Origin of the sequence: Endozoicomonas sp. ALB115 (genome assembly GCF_049310245.1) — a bacterium.
Taxonomy (GTDB): domain Bacteria; phylum Pseudomonadota; class Gammaproteobacteria; order Pseudomonadales; family Endozoicomonadaceae; genus Endozoicomonas.
In genome coordinates, this window is the sequence record NZ_JBLYZG010000050.1 from 1 (window position 1) to 17998 (window position 17998).

The following is a 17998-nucleotide window of genomic DNA, read 5'->3' on the forward strand; positions in this document are numbered from 1 at the left end:
CTCCGGCGACGGTAGCGCAACAGGCGCCAGCGCCCCAGCCTGCCCAGGCACCCCAGGTACCGGGCAGCACGGCACCACCCTGGAATTAATAAGCGGGTAACGGGCTTCCTTCACCGGAAGCCTATTTAAATATCGTCGTATTACAAACGTCGTCAAACGATTGTCTGCAAACAGAAGTCGTTAATTAGCAACGCAACAAAAGAGGCATCCAAATGAAGATCCCGGAAGCGGACAGCACTATCCAGCGGATTTACCGTCACTACGAGGCACAGGCAGACAACGGTTTTCGTCCACACCTGGGTGCCTCCCTGATTGGTGAGCCCTGCAGCCGTTCCCTCTGGTATAGCTTCCACTGGTGCACCGTTGCCAACTTTGATGGCCGTATGCTGCGTCTGTTTGAAACCGGCCAGCTGGCAGAAGCCCGCTTTGCCGACAATCTTCGGGCCGCCGGTGTTCAGGTTTATGAAGAGGATCCACAAACCGGCCAGCAGTTCCGGGTTACTGCCTGCGATGGTCATTTTGGCGGCTCCATGGACGGGGTAGGCCTCGGGTTTGTGGAAGCCCCCAAGAGCTGGCACGTCATCGAGATGAAAACCCACTCGGAGAAGTCGTTCAAAGAGCTGGTGAACAAAGGTGTTGAAGAGTCCAAGCCCCGCCACTTTGCCCAGATGCAGGTCTATATGCACCTGGCGGAGAACGGCCCACTGAAACGGGCCTACTACCTGGCGGTGAACAAGAATACCGATGCGCTCTATGGCGAGCGGGTGAAATACGACAAAACCAAGGCAACCGCACTGGTGAGCAAGGCGGCCGCCATTATTGCCAGCGACACACCACCGGAGAAGATCCACCAGGACCCCAGCTGGTACCAGTGCAAGTTCTGTGACCATGCCGCCGTCTGCCATGGCCAGCAGGCACCTGTCGTCAACTGCCGCACCTGCCTGCACAGCACCGCCATTGAAAACGGTGAATGGCACTGCGCCCGTTATGACTGCCTGATTCCCACGGAGCAGCAGCGCAAGGGGTGCCAATCGCACCTGTATCTGCCGGACCTGTTGTTTGGCTTTGCCGAACCGGTGGACTCCGGGGAGTACTGGATTCAATACCGGCTGAAAAGCAATGGCCAGCTGTTTGTGACTGGGGAAGCACCGGAGCAGCTGAAGTCCTCCGAGATCCGCGCCGTGGATCAGAAGGAGCTGTTAACCGATCCCGATGTGCAGACTATTCGCCAGTCGTTCCAGGGCACGTTGATTTAGTTACTAGCCAAGGATTCTTGCTACCGGATTTGCGGTATATCTCAAAGTGGGAAAACCCACTTTGAGAAACCTGGAAGGCGGTTTTCCGGCTTCAAGAAACTAAGGACTCTAACGCGAAAAGAGATTTATTGAACAGTTACCGAAAGCGTATTTTTTAATGGAAAACTTGACAATGCAAACAGCAGCAAACTACGATGATCACGCACTGGCAAAATCCAGTGTCGGGATTAGCAGCCCGGATGGACTTAAGGCGCACAAGTCGCCCGTTACTAATGCGGCTTTTTTTGTGCGTAACATCTGTACCCATTCCAGAATTATGGCGGGTCGGGTGGGGCTACCTTCGGGTAGGCCGGTTTCCTTAGGTCCCGGTACTGCTAACCCTGCTCGATCCGCCTCCATTTCGAGATTAGCAGCTCTGCGAGGCGGTTTAAAAACCGACCTGAGGGGGCTCGTTATGCCTACTAATAATAAAACCGAAAAACACCCAACCCTTGCCGAGCAACTGCGCATCAGCCACATCATGAGCAACTACTACGACAAAAGCGTGGTACTGCACGATCTGGCGGATTTGCTCAAGGATTGTCTCGACGAAGAGTGCGAGCAACCCGCCGAACTCCCGAAAAAACACCTGGTCAGCATTGCCAATGCCATCCAGTGCGTAAATGAGTGCATGGATCGCAGCGTCGAAAACCTGATTGATGCTGCTGACGCACTGAACCAATAACGGGAGGGAATATCATGAATCAAGTGAATACTTATACACACCCGATCTTTGGCGATGTGCGCACCGTTGAACAAAATGACAATGACGTATGGTTTGTTGCGAAGGACATTGCCGAAACTCTGGGTTATGAAAAACCAGAAAACGCCATCTCCACGCATTGCAAAGCATTTAAAACCACCTCTATTTTGGAACTCCACAAATCAGGGGATGCCAGTAGTTATAATGAACTACGGGCTAGTGGATACTCACATAATGATTTAGTGAGAAAATTTCAGATCATCCCCGAACGTGACGTATACCGCCTGGTCATGCGCTCCAAACTGCCAGCGGCAGAAAAGTTCGAAGAGTGGGTCGTCGCTGAAGTGCTGCCCTCCATCCGCAAAACCGGCGGTTATGGTCAACAGTCCATCGACTGGAGCAACACGGCACAAGTCGCCGGTTTGCTCAGCCAGTCCCTGGAACAGGTGCAAAAACACCAGCTGACCATCCAGCAGCAGGCCAGCAAAATCGAAGCTGACCAGCCGAAAGTGTGCTTTTACCAGCAGTATGCCGACGCCGAGGGACTGTATACCCTGCAAAATGCCGGGCGAGTGGTAACAGGCAAACCCAACAAGTTTATCGGCGACCTGAAAGGGGAGTACCTGTTCTATCAGGGCAAGTCACTGGTGGCGAAAGCGAAGTACACAACCATGGGCTTATTTGAAATGAAATCCACCATCGTGGACGACAAAGCCCGCCTGCAAACCTACGTTACTCCGAAAGGCATTCAATACTTTGCCAAAAAGTTCGGCATGGATGATCTGTTTTCCATGCAGGCCGGGCAACCCACTATACCGATGGCGAACTAATTCGGGGTCGATCATGAATAATCATAACAGGCAGGGAGCCCATACCATGAAAAACGATTTGCAGATGGTGGAGCTGTTCGATAGCCCGGTAAGGATTGATCAGGACGGTATGGTGAGCCTGACCGATATGTGGAAGGCGAGTGGCAAGGCGAACAAAAAGCAGCCTTCCCTGTTTTTGGCAAACGATGGAACCGCCGCTTTTATTGAAGTGCTTAATGCCAAACTAGGATTTCCTAGTTTGAGAAAAAGCCGGGGCGGTAGTGATGCCGGAACATGGGCAGATAAGTTGCTGGCTTATAAGTACGCAGCCTGGATTGATCCCGAATTTGAAGTCGGTGTTTACACAGTCCTCGATAAATTCTTCTCTGGTGAACTGGTCGTTAATCCATTTCAGGAACTGCATGACCATGTGCTCAGGGTCAAAATCTCGGAGCAACTGGGGAGCTTTCACGGTAAAGGCCTTTCACAGCGTCGAATGGAAAAGCTCGATCTGGATCGGGAAGGCAGAAAACTGGTCAAGCGTTATCAACTGCAACTGACGTTTACCCGGGAGGTGTTGTGATGTACGACCTGCGCTGGTACCAGTCAGAAGCCATCACCGCCATTTACGAGTATTTTGGCCGGGCCCAGGGCAACCCCCTGGTCTGTGTCAGCACCGGCGGCGGCAAGTCGGTGATTATCGCCGCCTTTATCCAGCAGGTGATGGAGGCCTGGCCAGATCAGCGGATTCTGGTGCTGGCCCATGTGAAGGAGATCCTGGAACAGAACTTCGACAAGATCACCGCCATCTGGCCACTGGCACCGGCCGGTGTTTACTCCGCAGGCCTGAACCGACGGGACACCGATTCCGCCATTCTGTTTGCCGGTATCCAGTCGGTTCATAACAAGGCCTTTGACCTGGGTGCCTTTGATCTGGTGATTGTGGACGAGTGTCACCTGATCAATGCCGAGAAAGACGACACCATGTACACCGGTTTCTTTCATAACCTGAAGCTGATGAACCCCAGGGTGAAGGTGATCGGCTTCAGTGCCACGCCCTACCGGATGAAGTCCGGGCTGCTGACCGAGGGTGAGAACGCCCTGTTTGATGAAGTGGTCTATGAAACCGATATTCAGCGGTTGATTGATGAAGACTTTCTTTCCCCTCTGATCAGCAAGGGCGGCAAAGAGAAGATTGATATGGCCGGCGTCCGTACCCGTACCGGCGAGTTCATGACCAAAGACCTGGAAGAAGCAGTGCACCGCAACGATGTGACTGACAAGGCGGTGAACGAGATCATCCACTACGGCAAGGATCGCAAAGCCTGGCTGATATTCTGTGTCAGTGTCGCCCATGCGGAGGAAGTCAAGGAGCTGCTGGAGTATGAAGGGATTACCACGGCCTGTGTGCACGGTGGCACCCCAGCAGCGGAACGGGAGCAGATCCTCAGTGACTACAAGGCGGGCAGAATTCAGGCGCTCACCAGTCAGGGGGTATTGACCACCGGCTTTGATGCCCCACTGACCGACCTGATCGCCCTGCTGCGCCCGACCAAATCACCGGGGCTTTATGTGCAGATCCTTGGCCGTGGCCTGCGCATCAGCCCACAGACCGGCAAGACCGACTGCCTGGTGCTGGACTACGGTGGCAATGTGGAACGCCATGGCCCCATTGACCGGATCAATGTAGACAGTATCCGTCGTAAGAAAAAAGGCGTGACGGGTGAGGCACCCATGAAAGAGTGCCCCCAGTGCCAGACCTTTGTACTGGCCTTTACTCGCGAGTGCCCGGACTGCGCCTACCAATGGCCGGAAAAGCCACAGCATGAAGAGAGTGCCAGCGGTGCGGCCGTACTGGCCAGCCAGGTCGAGGCCGAGTGGTACAACGTGGATGACGTTCATTACGACCTGCACGAAAAAAAGGACAAGCCCCCTTCCTTGAAGGTGACCTATCGCTGTGGCTTTGACGCCTATTCCGAGTGGGTCTGTTTTGAGCATACCGGCTTTGCCCAGAACAAGGCCCAGATGTGGTGGTTCAAACGTGCCGGGTTCCATGCCCCATGCCCAAGAACCGTGGCCGATGCCCTGGACCGGATAAGGGAGCAGCAGATTCCGTTTGTGGTACCCAGCCGTATCCAGGTGAAACCGGAGGGTCGTTTCCAGCGGATCCTGAACTACGACATGAGCCCGATGCCTGGTACACCCAGCGAATGGAATGACAACCCGGCAGCACGCCCACGGCAGGAACCCTTGAAACCACCGGGCAGCGATGACTTCAGCGCCATTAATGATGAATTGGACAGCTGGGGCGATGCGCTGGACACCGTCTGGGATCAGCCCGGGGCAACTTTTGAAGACGACACCATTCCTTTTTAACAGTTCAGGGAGATGATCATGGCAGGAAAGATGGAAAGAAAAATGCTGCACAGCCTGGCGTTTGATCTTGTGCGAATGGAAGGCGTGAGTCGTTCGGTTAAAAGTGGCAACCGTGAGCCCTGGCTCAGGGAATGGGTGGTGTTCTGCCCGGATGGCCAGCCTGTACCGGCGGCCATGGCCAGCGCGGCCGTTGCCAACAAGGCCATTGAACAGATGATGGCAACCCAGCCATGAAGGGAGTTGTGAATCGCTGGGCCATTATCGAACTGGTTGAACGGTTTGGATTCAGGGAAGTTTTGCTGAGTACCAACCTGACCAGGTATCAGCTGAATGAATTACTGCGAGGGGAGTGAATGATGTTTAGCAAGGCAACCTGGGGAAAAGAGATCGCCAATTCAGAGATTCGAAACCAGGAGCGGCTGTTCTTTAAATCGCAACTGGAGACCATTGAATCCGGCAAGGAGATTCAATTTGATTCACGCGAGTTTTTTAAGTTTGTAGATTTTCTGAAAGCGCAAAACAACAGCTACAAGTTTCAATTCAGGGTGGCTGATGGGGTTTATGTTTTGCTGCCGGATGGAGGTAGGCAATGAAACAGAGAGAACAACAATATATGAGAAGGATTATTCAGATTTTTGACACACCTCATTCGAGCTTTGGTCAAGGATATTTGTCTGCCCTTTGCGATGATGGAACGATCTGGTTTCATGCAGATAACAAATGGCACCCACTGAGGGAACTAATTCCTCAAGAGGGGATGGGAGTTGAGAACAAAATAAACATTCTGGTTGAAGCTATGCAAACAGAGATCAGAAAGTCAGGGGGTAATTTACGCCTTGAGGAAGCATTAACCAAAGCTGGTTTTAACGCATAACCCTTGCGTAAGGGGCGATAGTCCCCTTGACGCTGTTGTTATGCGCTAGCAGGTAGGTCAATAAAAGGGAAATTATGAATATTGTGCAAATGCTAAAAAACCATGTTTCAGATATGGAAGCCGAGGTTGAGCGACTACAAGATGAGATTAACGAATTGCGAACCAAGAAAGAAACCATCCAGCGTGAGGCAATAAGGCTAAGAAACAAACTGGCAGCGATACCTAAAGATCAACAAGACGCATAACCTTGCGCTAACCGGCGCAGTCCGTTTATGCGGTTGTTATATGCCGGTAAGGGAAAGACTATGAATAAGACGCCTTGGAACCCAAGTAAACGAGCAATAAAGCGGGTAAAAAATCCATTACCCAAACCAGAGCAATGCAACTGTTGCGGCCGTGAAACTGTGGTTATAAAGAGCAACGCTGAGATATACGGCAGAAAATATGGTGAATGGCCTTGGGTTTATATTTGTGAAGGGTGCAACTCTTACGTTGGAATGCACCCATTCACTGACATACCACTTGGGACGCTGGCTGATGCTGCTACCAGAGAGGCCAGAAAGGAAGGCAAAGCACCTTTTGAGGCTCTGCACAGAACGGGAAAGATGACACGCAACGCTGCTTATCAAAAGCTGGCAGACAAGCTGGGCATTCCGAAAGAAGAATGCCATTTTGGGTGGTTTGATACAGCGATGTGCAAAAAAGCTGCTGCCGCTGCCCGTGAGATTTATTTAGGCATATAACCCCCGCTTGTGCGGCGCAGTCCGCACGAAGCTGTTGTTATGCGCTGAACTGGGAACTAGAGGGCTGATTATGTTTGATGAAGGTACAGTCGAATGGGAAAACAGAATACTCGACGAACAAGCAGAATATGATAGAGCAATGGAAAACCAACAAAAAGCTGTCATGCGCGACTATGAAGCAGAGCGCGATATTAACAGGCTTAACGGTTTACTCAACGAAGCAAACGAGCGAATAGAAGCTTTGGAAAAACTTATCAAAGAGACTAAGGAAGTTGCCTTCACTTCACCAGAATTGAATATGTGCAACTACAACCATGACGATGTGGGAAAGCTTAACACTGCAATGTGCGAAGTTTTTTCAATGCTGGATAGTGGCGTATAACCGACAGCTAACCGGCTTGTCCGGTTGAGCGGGTTGTTATATGAACGATAAAATCAGGACTAAATAATGAAAGATAAAATTTTAAATTGGTTCGCTAATGGCCGCGTTGGGTCTTCTTCAAAAGCTATGGCTATGGCGATTGCTGGAATTGAGGGAAATGAAAAGTCACACCCTCACGACCCTGACGATTTTAACCGCTGCTTGCTGTTCCTTGATGCTGTTCCAGAAGCAAGAAACCACCTGGATAAAGTTGCTGAACTATCTAGCTACTGGAAAGCACTGATTGAGCGGTTTGATGAAATAGAACAAATCTTCCTCGCTGAAGTTGGCCTTAATTGGTCTAAAGGCGATAGAGCCAGCAAAACCTACGATTTGATGAAAAGCATAATCCAACCAATTGAAGACTCAGACCCGAAAGTTATCCGGTTTGGCGAGATGGGCATTAAGTTCACATAACACTGCGCTTATGCGAACCCAGTTCGCATAAGTGACATAACTAAAGTACCAAACCTTTAAACAAACCAGAACTTTTTAAAACCGCTTAATTCAGCGGAGGGGATCTTTTGCGCCATGAAAACCAAAACTAAAACCAACCAAACATTGGCTCTGGCAAATCTCACCAGACCGGCCAGACAAGTGGCCTGAGGAAAAAGGAACTTTTGTACCATGGAAACATCTAATAAAGAGTCAAACCAGCTACTTACAGAACAGCAGCTTAAAGCTGTCAATGACGCTCTTTTTGGCAAAGAGCAAAGTCAGGAATGGTGGTAATTATGTCAGGGATTGAGTGGATTACCGTTAAAAAAATGGCCGAGGAAACCGGCTACACAGAAAAAGCTATCCGGGAAAAAGTCTCTAAAGGCAACTGGCCTCAGGGCCTGGTCTGGCGTCATGCCCCGGACAACCGTTTATTATTCAGTAAATCAGGTTACAACAAATGGGCAGAGTCGAGGCCGCTGAGTTAGTAAAAGGGATTGCCGGTGTTGAAGTACACGGCAACTCCCTTAGAATTATTTTCTATTACAAAGGGGTTCGCTGTCGCGAATCCCTGGGGCTGGCCCCAACCAAAAAAAATGTAAAGTTCGCTGTCGGCCTAAGATCGACAGTACTCCATGAAATCAAAACCAAATGCTTTGATTATCAGGCAAGATTTCCTGATAGCAGCAACGCGGTTCGGTTCGGCCGAATTGATACTCTGAAAGAAATAAAACTGGATGATCTTTACAAAAAATATCTTCCCATAAAAGCGGTTGACATTGGTTCACAAACTTTAAGGCGGTACAGGGATAGCCTGAAGATCTGTATTGCCCTGCTTGATGGTATGCAAATGGTTTCCTCATTAACGCCTGAGGACATTAATAGACTGCGAGCGGACCTTATTGCTACTCGCAAGCCATCTACGGCCAACCATTACCTTTCCTGTCTCCGGGGTATGCTTGAGTTTGCGGAAGCAAATCGATATACGGACTTAAATCTGAGCAAATGCTGCAAGAAATTTAAAATTGGCAGATCTCAGCCCTACCCGCTTGAATTGGAAGAGTATCAACGAATCATGAATGACCCCATGCTTCACCCGTCTCACAGAAACCTGATCACAATGTCTGTATATACTGGTTTGCGAACCGGAGAGGCCAGGGCGTTAGCCTGGGAAGACATTGATCTTGAAAAAGGCACAATCAAGGTTCAGAGAAACATCGCAAAGGATGATGAAGGCGAGTTTTTCAAGCTTCCAAAAACAGACAGTATCAGGACCATATACCTGCTGCCGCCAGCACTGGAAGCATTGAAAGCCCAGCGACGATTTACAGAGATGTTTCCTGCAACCAATATAGAGATTCATCTTGATAAGCAAACAAGAGAAGAGCAAAAGGTTCGTCCAGTCTTCAGGCCAACCACTGCTCTGCCCCATGAAAACCACCATGCTATTGATTCAGTCTGGTACTCTGAAAGCTCGCTAAGCAGCCAGTGGCGAAACATTCTCAAACGGTGCAAAGTCACCTATCGCAGAATTTACCAAACCCGACATACTTTTGCCTGCTGGCAACTAACTGCTCATGGTAATATCGCGTTCATTGCTGATCAGATGGGACACACGGACTACTCCATGCTAGTGAAAAAATACGGGCGTTGGATGAACACAGAAAGTCAAAATGAAGTGGCTCGCATCTGGTCAGCACTGGCAAACAAGGGGCATTGTACTGATAAAAAAGGCCCCAAAAACGCCCCACGATTCCAGTCACCTGACATAAAGCATTGAATTTAATGGAAAAAAGCGACCTCTCCAACCACACTCCGATGATGCAGCAGTATTTGCGCATCAAACAGCAGCACAGGGATCACCTGGTGTTTTACCGGATGGGTGATTTCTACGAGCTGTTTTATGACGACGCCAAAAAGGCTGCCCACCTGCTGGACATTACCCTGACCAAACGAGGGCAATCCGGTGGCGAACCCATCCCCATGGCGGGTATTCCATACCATGCGGTGGAGGGTTATCTGGCCAGGTTGATCCGGTTGCGTCAGTCCGTTGCCATTGCCGAGCAGATTGGTGATCCGGCCACCAGCAAAGGGCCGGTGGAGCGTAAGGTGGTTCGTATTCTGACCCCTGGTACCGTCAGTGATGAGGCTTTGCTGGATGAGCGTCAGGATAATCTGCTGATGGCGGTCAACCAGCGGGAAAACCGCTATGGGCTGGCATTTCTCGATATCAGCAGTGGTCGGTTCAATGTGCTTGAAGTGACCAGTGAAGAGGCACTGCTTTCTGAAGTTGAGCGCCTGAGCCCGGCCGAAGTATTGCTGAATGATGACCGCAACTGGCCTGAGATATTACTGCGTCGCCCCGGTTCCAGCAAACGCCCCCCGTGGGACTTTGACCATGAGAGTGCTGTTGAGCAATTAACCCGACAGTTCCAGACGCAAAGCCTTGATGGCTTTGGCTGCAGCCACTTAACACTGGCTATTGAAGCGGCTGGCTGTCTGCTGCAGTACGCCCGGGAAACACAGCGCACCGCCCTGCCCCACATTCGCGCCCTGGCCCAGGAAAACCGGGAAGAGAGCGTGGTGCTGGATGCCGCCAGCCGGAGAAACCTGGAACTGACCACCAATATGAATGGCGGCCGGGAGCACACCGTGGCGGCCGTGCTGGATCGCACAGCCACGGCCATGGGCAGCCGTCTGCTCGGACGATGGATCAACCGGCCACTGCGCAATATTGACAAACTGCAGGCCCGCCAGTCAGCAATCACCGCCCTGAAAGATGGCTGCCATTTTGAGTCCCTTTACCCCATTCTCAAACATATTGGCGACATTGAACGTATTCTTGCCAGGGTTGCCCTGAAATCTGCCCGACCACGGGATCTGGCACGGTTAAGGGATGCCCTGCAGCAACTGCCAGAACTGCAGCAGCAGCTGGCGACAATTGATAGCCAGACAGTACATCAACTGGCAAAAAGCATCAGTGAACACCCTGTACTCGAAGCATTATTGACCCGGGCCATCATTGAGAACCCACCTGTGGTGATCCGTGATGGCGGGGTGATCGGCGAAGGTTATGACGCCGAGCTGGATGAGCTTCGTTCCATCAGTGAGAATGCGGGTGACTATCTGGTTCAAATGGAATTACGGGAGCGTGAGCGTACGGGTCTGCCCAGCCTTAAAGTCGGTTACAACCGGGTACATGGTTACTATATCGAGTTGAGTCGCCGTGAATCCGAAAACGCCCCGGTAGACTACATTCGCCGCCAGACCCTGAAAAACACTGAACGCTTTATTACCCCGGAGCTGAAAGAGTTTGAAGACAAGGCGCTGTCCAGCAAAAGCCGTGCCCTGGCCCGGGAAAAAGCACTGTACGATGAACTTCTGGACAAACTGGTGGCAGAGCTGGGACCGCTCCAGGAGTGCTCCATGGCCCTGTCAGAGCTGGATGCGCTCAGCAACCTGGCTGAACGCGCTGAGACACTGAACTTCTGCCGTCCTGAAATCCTGCAGAGCCCCGGTATTGATATTGTTGAAGGCCGCCATCCGGTTGTTGAGCAGGTTTTGGACGAACCGTTTGTGGCAAACAATGTCACCTTCAATGTTCAGCGTCGTATGCTGATTATCACCGGTCCCAATATGGGCGGTAAATCCACCTATATGCGACAGACGGCGTTGATTGTGCTGCTGGCTCATATTGGCAGCTTTGTACCGGCATCCCGTGCGCGTATTGGTCTGGTGGATCGGATTTTCACCCGCATCGGCTCTTCGGATGACCTGGCCGGTGGTCGTTCAACCTTTATGGTGGAAATGACGGAAACCGCCAATATTCTGCATAACGCCACCGAGCAGAGTCTGGTGCTGATGGATGAAATCGGCCGAGGAACCAGCACCTTCGATGGGCTATCCCTGGCCTGGGCCTGCGCTCAATATCTGGCGGATTCAGTACGGGCATTCACCCTGTTTGCCACCCACTACTTTGAGTTGACCCAGCTGCCCGAAGAGTGCAATACGGTAGTGAACGTACATCTCAATGCGACCGAACATGACGATAGCATTGTCTTTCTTCATGCGGTTCAGGAAGGTCCTGCCAGCCAGAGCTATGGCCTGCAGGTGGCACAACTGGCCGGTGTACCCCGACATGTCATTAACCAGGCACGGCAGAAACTGGCCATGCTGGAGCAGCAGGAACCCGCTCCACAACCTGTTGCAAAACCATTGGGAAAGGCTACTTTCACACCTCAGGCTGATCTTTTTGCCAGCCCTGAGCCACACCCGGCGGTTGAAGCCCTGGATAAAACAGACGTGGATAACCTGACACCCCGCCAGGCTCTGGAGCTTCTTTATACGCTCAAGGGGCTGGGAAAATGATTTAATGGTGCTTATACCCTGACCGGTATAAGTTTATGTTCATCACGGCTATCCAGCGGGTTTACAACTCTGGTAGACTTGCCCGATATTTTTGTATTGCCTCAGGTTCTGTTAAGAGAACCTGAATGTCACATTATGACATGCTTTCGTGAATCACGAATATAACAGCAAAACCGGGCAGTACTTTTTTTTAGTCAGATCAAATGGAGTTTAACCACCATGGCTTTCGTAGTGGGTGAAAACTGCATCAAGTGCAAATACACCGATTGCGTGGAAGTCTGTCCTGTGGACTGCTTCTATGAAGGACCAAACTTCCTGGTTATTCACCCGGATGAATGTATTGACTGCGCTCTTTGTGAGCCAGAGTGTCCGGCAAACGCTATTTTCTCCGAAGATGAGGTTCCCGATGATCAGCAGGAGTTCATCGAACTGAACGCCGTGCTCGCAGATGTCTGGGATAACATTACTGAGAAGAAAGACCCTCTCCCTGATGCAGCAGAGTGGGATGGCGTGAAGGGCAAGCTGGACCAGCTGGAACGCTGAGTTCAATAGTAAAAAAGCCATGGGGGTTACCCATGGCTTTTTTATTAACAGAGAATGTCAGGCCATCAGTTAAACAGGGACTCTCCTGACAACCCCTGCTTTTCAAGAATAGATCGAAGCCGTTTTAAAGCCTCTACCTGAATCTGTCTTACCCGTTCACGGGTCAGGCCAATCTCCTTACCGACTTCCTCAAGCGTACTGGTTTCATACCCCCTGAGACCAAACCGGCGGGCAACCACCTCTCGCTGTTTTTCTGATAACTCACCTAACCAGCGGTCAAGACTGTCATTGAGATCCAGATCCTGTAGCAATTCGGCCGGGTCGGCACCTTTTTCATCAGAGATCGTATCCAGAATGGATTTATCAGAGTCAGGTCCCAGTGGTGTATCAACCGATGTCACTCGCTCATTAAGACCGAGCATCCGTTTTACATCAGCCACCGGCTTATCCAGCAACTCGGCAATTTCTTCCGGGCTGGGATCATGATCCAGCTTCTGGGTTAACTCCCTGGCAGCCCTGAGATAGACGTTCAGTTCTTTAACCACATGAATGGGCAGACGTATGGTGCGGGTCTGATTCATGATCGCCCGCTCAATCGTCTGTCGTATCCACCAGGTCGCGTAGGTTGAAAAACGGAATCCACGTTCCGGATCAAATTTCTCAACCGCACGAATCAGTCCGAGGTTACCCTCTTCAATCAGATCAAGCAGTGTCAGTCCACGGTTGACATAGCGCCTGGAGATTTTAACAACCAGCCGGAGATTACTTTCAATCATCCGGCGTCTGCCCGCTTCTACCCCTTTTCGGGCAAGGCGGGCGTAGTGAACCTCTTCCTCGGGGGTGAGGAGAGGTGAAAAGCCAATCTCATTCAGGTACAGCTGGGTTGCATCGATGGATTTGTAAAATCCATCGTCTTCTTTTCGACGACCGGTACTCACCGGAGACACAGCCGCAGGCCGCGGCTTATCGATATCATCGTTCTCGTCAACCACTTCAATGAGGTCACCGGCATTTTCGTCCGGGCTCAATTCATCCTGTCCCTGGATTACATCGTCAGCATAACTGCTTAGCTCTGCGTCATCCCTCTTCGATGCCATAAGAGTTAGTCCTATCCGAAAGTCCCACTCTATGCCGGGCAACCCGAAGTTGCGCCGACACCCGTGAGATCCCTCTACTACAACAGCCACTGACCTTCGCTATCAGCGCCCTGGAAGGTACCCCATCGGGTCGACCGGTTTACCATCACGCCGAATTTCGAAGTGCAGCTTAGGCTCCGTCGTTCCTGTAGAACCTATTTCGGCTATCTTCTGGCCCGCTTTAACTGAGTCTCCCTCATTCACCAATAGATCCCTGTTGTGCGCATATGCGCTCAGATAGCTACTATTATGTTTCAAAATGATCAGCCTGCCATAGCCGGACAGGTCGCTTCCTGCGTACACTACCTCACCACTGGCTGCTGCCTTTACAGGCTCTCCTAATTTGCCGCCAATATCAATCCCCTTGTTAACGGGCATTTTGAGCGAATAGGCGGAAATAATTTTTCCGTTCGCAGGCCATTGCCAGCCACTGCTGCCGGAAGCGGTACTTTTTGGCGTCGAACTCTTTGCTGTATATTTTTTGACCGGAGCGCTGCTTTTGGCAACGGTTTTCTTTGGCTGCCTGACTGGAGTCACCGACGGAGCAGCAACCACGGACCGGCGGATAGATAAGTTTATTTTCTGCCCCGGATAGATAGTATAAGGACTTCGAATGCTATTCTTTCGGGCCAACTCTCTGAAGTCTCTGCTATAGAGCCAGGCTATTGAATAAAGGGTTTCTCCTCTTTGGACAACATGCTGACCTGAAGTCACCTTCGGTGGTGATCTCAGGTCAGTGACCGTAACCCTGGCCGGATCATGGCTGCAACTTGCGATTAGCAGGCAGGCTGTTAGAAAAAGTATTTTTTTTGAGCAATCACTCAAATTAATCAGAGTGATTTTCATGAAATCCAACACTTTATCAACTCCATTACCCTGGCTGCCCACAAAAATCATTTATTCAATAAAAGAATATAAACCGTAACTTATGGTTTGAAATATTATACCAATATCAGTATTTTCACCTATATTGGTGCGCTGGTTTAGTGATTTTTACTACCCACCCGCTCAATCATCGCCACCAAAGCAATGGCAAAAATCATCAGCCCAATAGATTCAACCAGATAAGCAGGCTGCCCGGTAATTCCCTGATAATTCATCGGCGACACATTCGCCTGAATCAGCGGGACCAGCTCCCCGGAACTGTTAACCCGTGTTTCCAGTGTCTCCTTCCATGGCCAGACTTTGCCCAGAGCTCCAAGCATCAGGCCGGTCAGTAGTGAAATCGCCAGATCGCGGTGCTTTTTTAGCAGCCATGACAACACATGGGAAAAGCTGAGCAAACCACCGATACAGCCCAGGCCAAAAACGGTCAGTACACTGAAATTCAAACTCTTCACAGCATCAATGACCGGACCATACAGCCCCATCATCAGTAACATAAAGCTACCGGAAATACCGGGCAGAATCATCGCGCAGATAGCAATGCTACCGGCAAAAAACAGCGTCACCGGCTCTGGTTCAAGACTGGTCGGGGTTAATACACCCACAGCATAAGCAATCACAATACCAGCGATCAGGGTGATGACAGTCGTCACATTCCACTGATCAACCTGACGAATCATCTGCAATCCGGACACCAGAATCAGACCAAAAAAGAATGCCCAGAGCATCTCCGGATACGTCGCAAGGAACCAGGTAATCACATGGGCAAAGGACAGAATACTGGTCAGCACACCACCAAACACACACACCAGAAATGTGCCGTCTATTCTCTGCCACACACCGGCAACCCCTTCCTCACCAAGTACCTTCAGTAACGATGGGTTAACACTTTTCAAGGCATTCAGCAGCCGGTCATAAATGCCAGTAATAAATGCGATGGTTCCACCGGATACGCCCGGCACAACATCGGCGGCCCCCATAGCCATTCCCCTGGCGATGAGGGCAAAGTACGAAGAATGATTCGACATGTTCTGACCTTTGGAACAGAAGTTAAGTAAAATGCCATCAGTCATCCCTGACTGACTGCTTTTTTGTGTGGGTACGTTCAAGAAAGCAACGTCTTTTTAATAACGTATTAGCGTATAACACCCGCCAGCAACGGTACAAACCGGACAGCTTCCAACACCTTGCGCTGATACTCATCACCGTTTCTGGTCACTAACACAAGATCCTGAAAGTTGTTTCCTCCAACCGGAATGACCAGCCTGCCACCTTCCGGAGACAGCTGGCTCAATAACGCTGCAGGAATTTCTCCCGGTGCCGCCGTGACGATAATCCCATCAAATGGACTTTCTTCCGGCCAGCCCATACCACCATCGGTATGACGAAGACGAACATTCTTCAGAGAGAGCCTGGAGAGCCTCTGCTGTGCCTTCTCCTGCAATGGCCTGATGCGCTCCACGGAGCAGACCCTGGCCACCAGCGAAGCAAGCACAGCCGTCTGATAACCGGATCCGGTGCCAATTTCCAGCACCTTGTTCAGTTCACCCCGGGCCAACAGCACTTCCGTCATTTTGGCCACAATATAAGGCTGGGACAGCGTCTGATTATGACCAATCGGCAGAGCTGTGTCTTCATAAGCACGATGTGCCAGCGCCTCATCAAGAAAAAGATGACGGGGAATGGTGCGAATGGCATCCAGAACCTTGCCGGACTGAATACCCTGATCCATCAGACGCTGGATCAGCCGCTCTCTGGTCCGGCGTGATGTCATACCGATACCATCAATTTCAAGATCCCTCATACACAGGCTCCAAGCCAATCCTCCATCAGTGATAACGTTGCATGGCCGGTCTTATCGTATTGCAATGGGGTAATGGATACATAGCCAGAAGCCACCGCATGAAAATCAGTCCCTTCCTCAGCAACCAGGGGCTTACCAACACCACCGATCCACCACACCGTATTGCCGCGGGGATCGGTTATTTTTACCGGAGGCTTTGACGGGTGACGATGGCCGAGCCGGGTAATTTTCATCCCACGGATCTCTTCATAGTCACAGGCCGGGACATTGACATTGAGTATCGTGCCTTCTGGCAGAACCTGATCATCAAGGCGCAACATCAAATCGTGCAACACTCTGGCGCTCACTTCCAGGTGGTGATCCTCTTGACCACAGGATGAAACAGCGATTGCAGTTTTTGCCAGCATGCGTCCTTCCATAGCCGCAGCCACAGTCCCCGAGTAGAGCACATCATCGCCCAGGTTTGCGCAACTGTTAATACCGGAAACTACGCGTTCCGGAAGGCGGCCAAACAGCCCACTGGCAGCGAGATTGACACAATCTGCCGGTGTTCCGTTCACACTGAAGAACCCATTGTCGTGTTCTTTCATGCACAGTGGCCGGTCCAGAGTGAGGGAATGGCCCTTGCCAGAACAGTCATTATCCGGAGCCACTACCCAGCACTGACCGTGTGATTTCATGGTGGCAAACGAAAGGGCCAATCCCCTGGCGGTAACGCCATCATCATTGGATAGCAATATGGTCATAGTCCCTCAATCCTGAATTAATCCAAACTTTTCTTAAGCCCATCGACGGCCTTGTCAATATTACGCCCCTCATGACCAAAGCGCTGTTCACCGAAGTAATTGGGCACCCCTGCACGAGATATCTGCTCTAACCGGGCATTAACCAGCGCAGGATCAGCATCTACATTCCGCAATGTGATGCAGAAATCATTTGCCTTCAGGGCTCCGGTTTTCAGTTTTTTCCGGTGGCGGGCCTGTCGAAGGATCCGTATGGTGTCACTCTCCAGTCCACTCCAGTCGGGATCAGCCATACCAGGCAGGGAAACACAAAACCATTGACGTGTAATTCCATGGCGATCCTTTCTCCCGGCATAACTTACCGACTGTCTTCTGACCCCTGCATGTCTCGCCAGAAGCCCTGCGACCCAGTCGGTATTCTCCCCTTTTTTTTCAATCAGCAGGAAAAGGTGCTCACCTTCACCTTCGGGCTCAAAAGGCAGTAGCTCATCAACCAGAAAATCTTCATGACAGGATTTGAAAAGACAGCTGCCTAAAGGACCACCAAAGGCGTAATACCAATCAACGGAGTAATCGGCAGGCATCGGTACATCTGCATCCATGATGCGCACTCAACAAAGCAAAAATTAACAATAAACAATACCGCGTTTGACGCAGTTTTTGAAAGGAAATACCGAAAAATAACCATGGGTGGCGGGCCTCCCAGGAGGCTGTCCGAGAATAGACTGCCCTACTGCGGTGGCAGCAAATTGGTCTAAAAAGTCGGAAATTTTTAGTCAATAGAACCACTATTCACTAAAAATTTCCGACTTTTTATCCTCAATTTTCTGCCATCCTCGCTACGGGCGCTATTCTCGGAC

General features: G+C 50.8%; 23 protein-coding genes. 17 read left to right on the forward strand and 6 right to left on the reverse strand.

Annotation, left to right across the window (positions count from 1 at the left end; genetic code table 11):
* Positions 1 to 212 precede the first annotated feature (212 nt).
* The 17 genes from ACO6VE_RS18390 to fdxA all read left to right on the forward strand — a co-directional run bounded on the left by ACO6VE_RS18390 (position 213) and on the right by fdxA (position 12570).
* On the forward strand, positions 213 to 1256 hold the full coding sequence (locus ACO6VE_RS18390; protein WP_422462773.1) for a PD-(D/E)XK nuclease family protein: 1044 nt from the start codon (positions 213 to 215) through the stop codon (positions 1254 to 1256).
* Between the two features lie 157 nt (positions 1257 to 1413).
* Positions 1414 to 1980, forward strand: a complete 567-nt coding sequence (locus ACO6VE_RS18395; RefSeq protein ID WP_422462775.1) for an ash family protein — start codon at positions 1414 to 1416, stop codon at positions 1978 to 1980.
* Between the two features lie 14 nt (positions 1981 to 1994).
* A complete protein-coding gene (locus ACO6VE_RS18400) occupies positions 1995 to 2828 on the forward strand; it encodes a BRO family protein (protein WP_422462777.1) in 834 nt (277 codons plus the stop codon).
* Between the two features lie 13 nt (positions 2829 to 2841).
* Complete coding sequence (locus ACO6VE_RS18405) at positions 2842 to 3390, forward strand: KilA-N domain-containing protein (RefSeq protein ID WP_422462779.1); 549 nt, start codon at positions 2842 to 2844, stop codon at positions 3388 to 3390.
* A complete protein-coding gene (locus tag ACO6VE_RS18410; RefSeq protein WP_422462781.1) occupies positions 3390 to 5183 on the forward strand; it encodes a DEAD/DEAH box helicase family protein in 1794 nt (597 codons plus the stop codon). The genes ACO6VE_RS18405 and ACO6VE_RS18410 overlap by 1 nt, the downstream gene beginning before the upstream one ends.
* An 18-nt stretch (positions 5184 to 5201) precedes the next feature.
* Entirely contained in the window at positions 5202 to 5417 is a 216-nt protein-coding gene (locus ACO6VE_RS18415; RefSeq protein WP_422462783.1) for a hypothetical protein, read from the forward strand.
* Positions 5414 to 5536 carry a hypothetical protein gene (locus ACO6VE_RS18420; protein ID WP_422462785.1) on the forward strand — a complete coding sequence of 41 codons (123 nt, stop codon included), beginning with the start codon at positions 5414 to 5416 and terminating at the stop codon, positions 5534 to 5536. Before ACO6VE_RS18415 ends, ACO6VE_RS18420 begins: the two co-directional genes overlap by 4 nt.
* Positions 5537 to 5776 carry a hypothetical protein gene (locus ACO6VE_RS18425; RefSeq protein WP_422462787.1) on the forward strand — a complete coding sequence of 80 codons (240 nt, stop codon included), beginning with the start codon at positions 5537 to 5539 and terminating at the stop codon, positions 5774 to 5776.
* Positions 5773 to 6057: a hypothetical protein gene (locus ACO6VE_RS18430; RefSeq protein WP_422462789.1), complete on the forward strand. Its 285-nt coding sequence runs from the start codon at positions 5773 to 5775 to the stop codon at positions 6055 to 6057. The genes ACO6VE_RS18425 and ACO6VE_RS18430 overlap by 4 nt, the downstream gene beginning before the upstream one ends.
* 74 nt (positions 6058 to 6131) lie before the next feature.
* Entirely contained in the window at positions 6132 to 6302 is a 171-nt protein-coding gene (locus ACO6VE_RS18435; protein WP_422462791.1) for a hypothetical protein, read from the forward strand.
* Between the two features lie 27 nt (positions 6303 to 6329).
* Complete coding sequence (locus ACO6VE_RS18440; protein WP_422462793.1) at positions 6330 to 6800, forward strand: zinc-finger-containing protein; 471 nt, start codon at positions 6330 to 6332, stop codon at positions 6798 to 6800.
* Positions 6801 to 6870: 70 nt separating this feature from the next.
* The gene (locus ACO6VE_RS18445; protein WP_422462795.1) at positions 6871 to 7182 is read left to right on the forward strand and encodes a hypothetical protein; all 312 of its coding nucleotides are present in this window, start codon (positions 6871 to 6873) and stop codon (positions 7180 to 7182) included.
* 66 nt (positions 7183 to 7248) lie between these two features.
* Entirely contained in the window at positions 7249 to 7638 is a 390-nt protein-coding gene (locus tag ACO6VE_RS18450) for a hypothetical protein (RefSeq protein WP_422462797.1), read from the forward strand.
* Between the two features lie 317 nt (positions 7639 to 7955).
* Positions 7956 to 8147, forward strand: coding sequence for a hypothetical protein (locus ACO6VE_RS18455; protein ID WP_422462798.1), 192 nt, complete (start codon positions 7956 to 7958; stop codon positions 8145 to 8147).
* The gene (locus tag ACO6VE_RS18460; RefSeq protein ID WP_422462800.1) at positions 8120 to 9439 is read left to right on the forward strand and encodes an Arm DNA-binding domain-containing protein; all 1320 of its coding nucleotides are present in this window, start codon (positions 8120 to 8122) and stop codon (positions 9437 to 9439) included. The genes ACO6VE_RS18455 and ACO6VE_RS18460 overlap by 28 nt, the downstream gene beginning before the upstream one ends.
* Before the next feature lie 5 nt (positions 9440 to 9444).
* Positions 9445 to 12027 (forward strand): DNA mismatch repair protein MutS, encoded by a 2583-nt coding sequence (gene mutS / locus ACO6VE_RS18465; RefSeq protein ID WP_422462802.1) that lies wholly within the window; start codon positions 9445 to 9447, stop codon positions 12025 to 12027.
* 219 nt (positions 12028 to 12246) lie between these two features.
* Positions 12247 to 12570, forward strand: coding sequence for a ferredoxin FdxA (gene fdxA, locus ACO6VE_RS18470; protein WP_101747078.1), 324 nt, complete (start codon positions 12247 to 12249; stop codon positions 12568 to 12570).
* A gap of 65 nt (positions 12571 to 12635) precedes the next feature.
* Here the strand turns inward: fdxA and rpoS are convergent, their stop codons facing one another.
* The 6 genes from rpoS to truD form a co-directional block, all read right to left on the reverse strand.
* Positions 12636 to 13667 carry an RNA polymerase sigma factor RpoS gene (gene rpoS, locus ACO6VE_RS18475; protein ID WP_101747077.1) on the reverse strand — a complete coding sequence of 344 codons (1032 nt, stop codon included), beginning with the start codon at positions 13665 to 13667 and terminating at the stop codon, positions 12636 to 12638.
* A gap of 102 nt (positions 13668 to 13769) precedes the next feature.
* Entirely contained in the window at positions 13770 to 14339 is a 570-nt protein-coding gene (locus tag ACO6VE_RS18480) for a peptidoglycan DD-metalloendopeptidase family protein (RefSeq protein WP_422445291.1), read from the reverse strand.
* Between the two features lie 350 nt (positions 14340 to 14689).
* On the reverse strand, positions 14690 to 15619 hold the full coding sequence (locus ACO6VE_RS18485) for a DUF368 domain-containing protein (protein ID WP_422462804.1): 930 nt from the start codon (positions 15617 to 15619) through the stop codon (positions 14690 to 14692).
* A 107-nt stretch (positions 15620 to 15726) separates the two neighbouring features.
* On the reverse strand, positions 15727 to 16395 hold the full coding sequence (locus ACO6VE_RS18490) for a protein-L-isoaspartate(D-aspartate) O-methyltransferase (protein WP_422445295.1): 669 nt from the start codon (positions 16393 to 16395) through the stop codon (positions 15727 to 15729).
* A complete protein-coding gene (surE, locus tag ACO6VE_RS18495; RefSeq protein ID WP_422462806.1) occupies positions 16392 to 17141 on the reverse strand; it encodes a 5'/3'-nucleotidase SurE in 750 nt (249 codons plus the stop codon). Before surE ends, ACO6VE_RS18490 begins: the two co-directional genes overlap by 4 nt.
* Before the next feature lie 17 nt (positions 17142 to 17158).
* Positions 17159 to 17740: a tRNA pseudouridine(13) synthase TruD gene (gene truD, locus ACO6VE_RS18500; protein WP_422445299.1), complete on the reverse strand. Its 582-nt coding sequence runs from the start codon at positions 17738 to 17740 to the stop codon at positions 17159 to 17161.
* Positions 17741 to 17998: the final 258 nt, after the last annotated feature.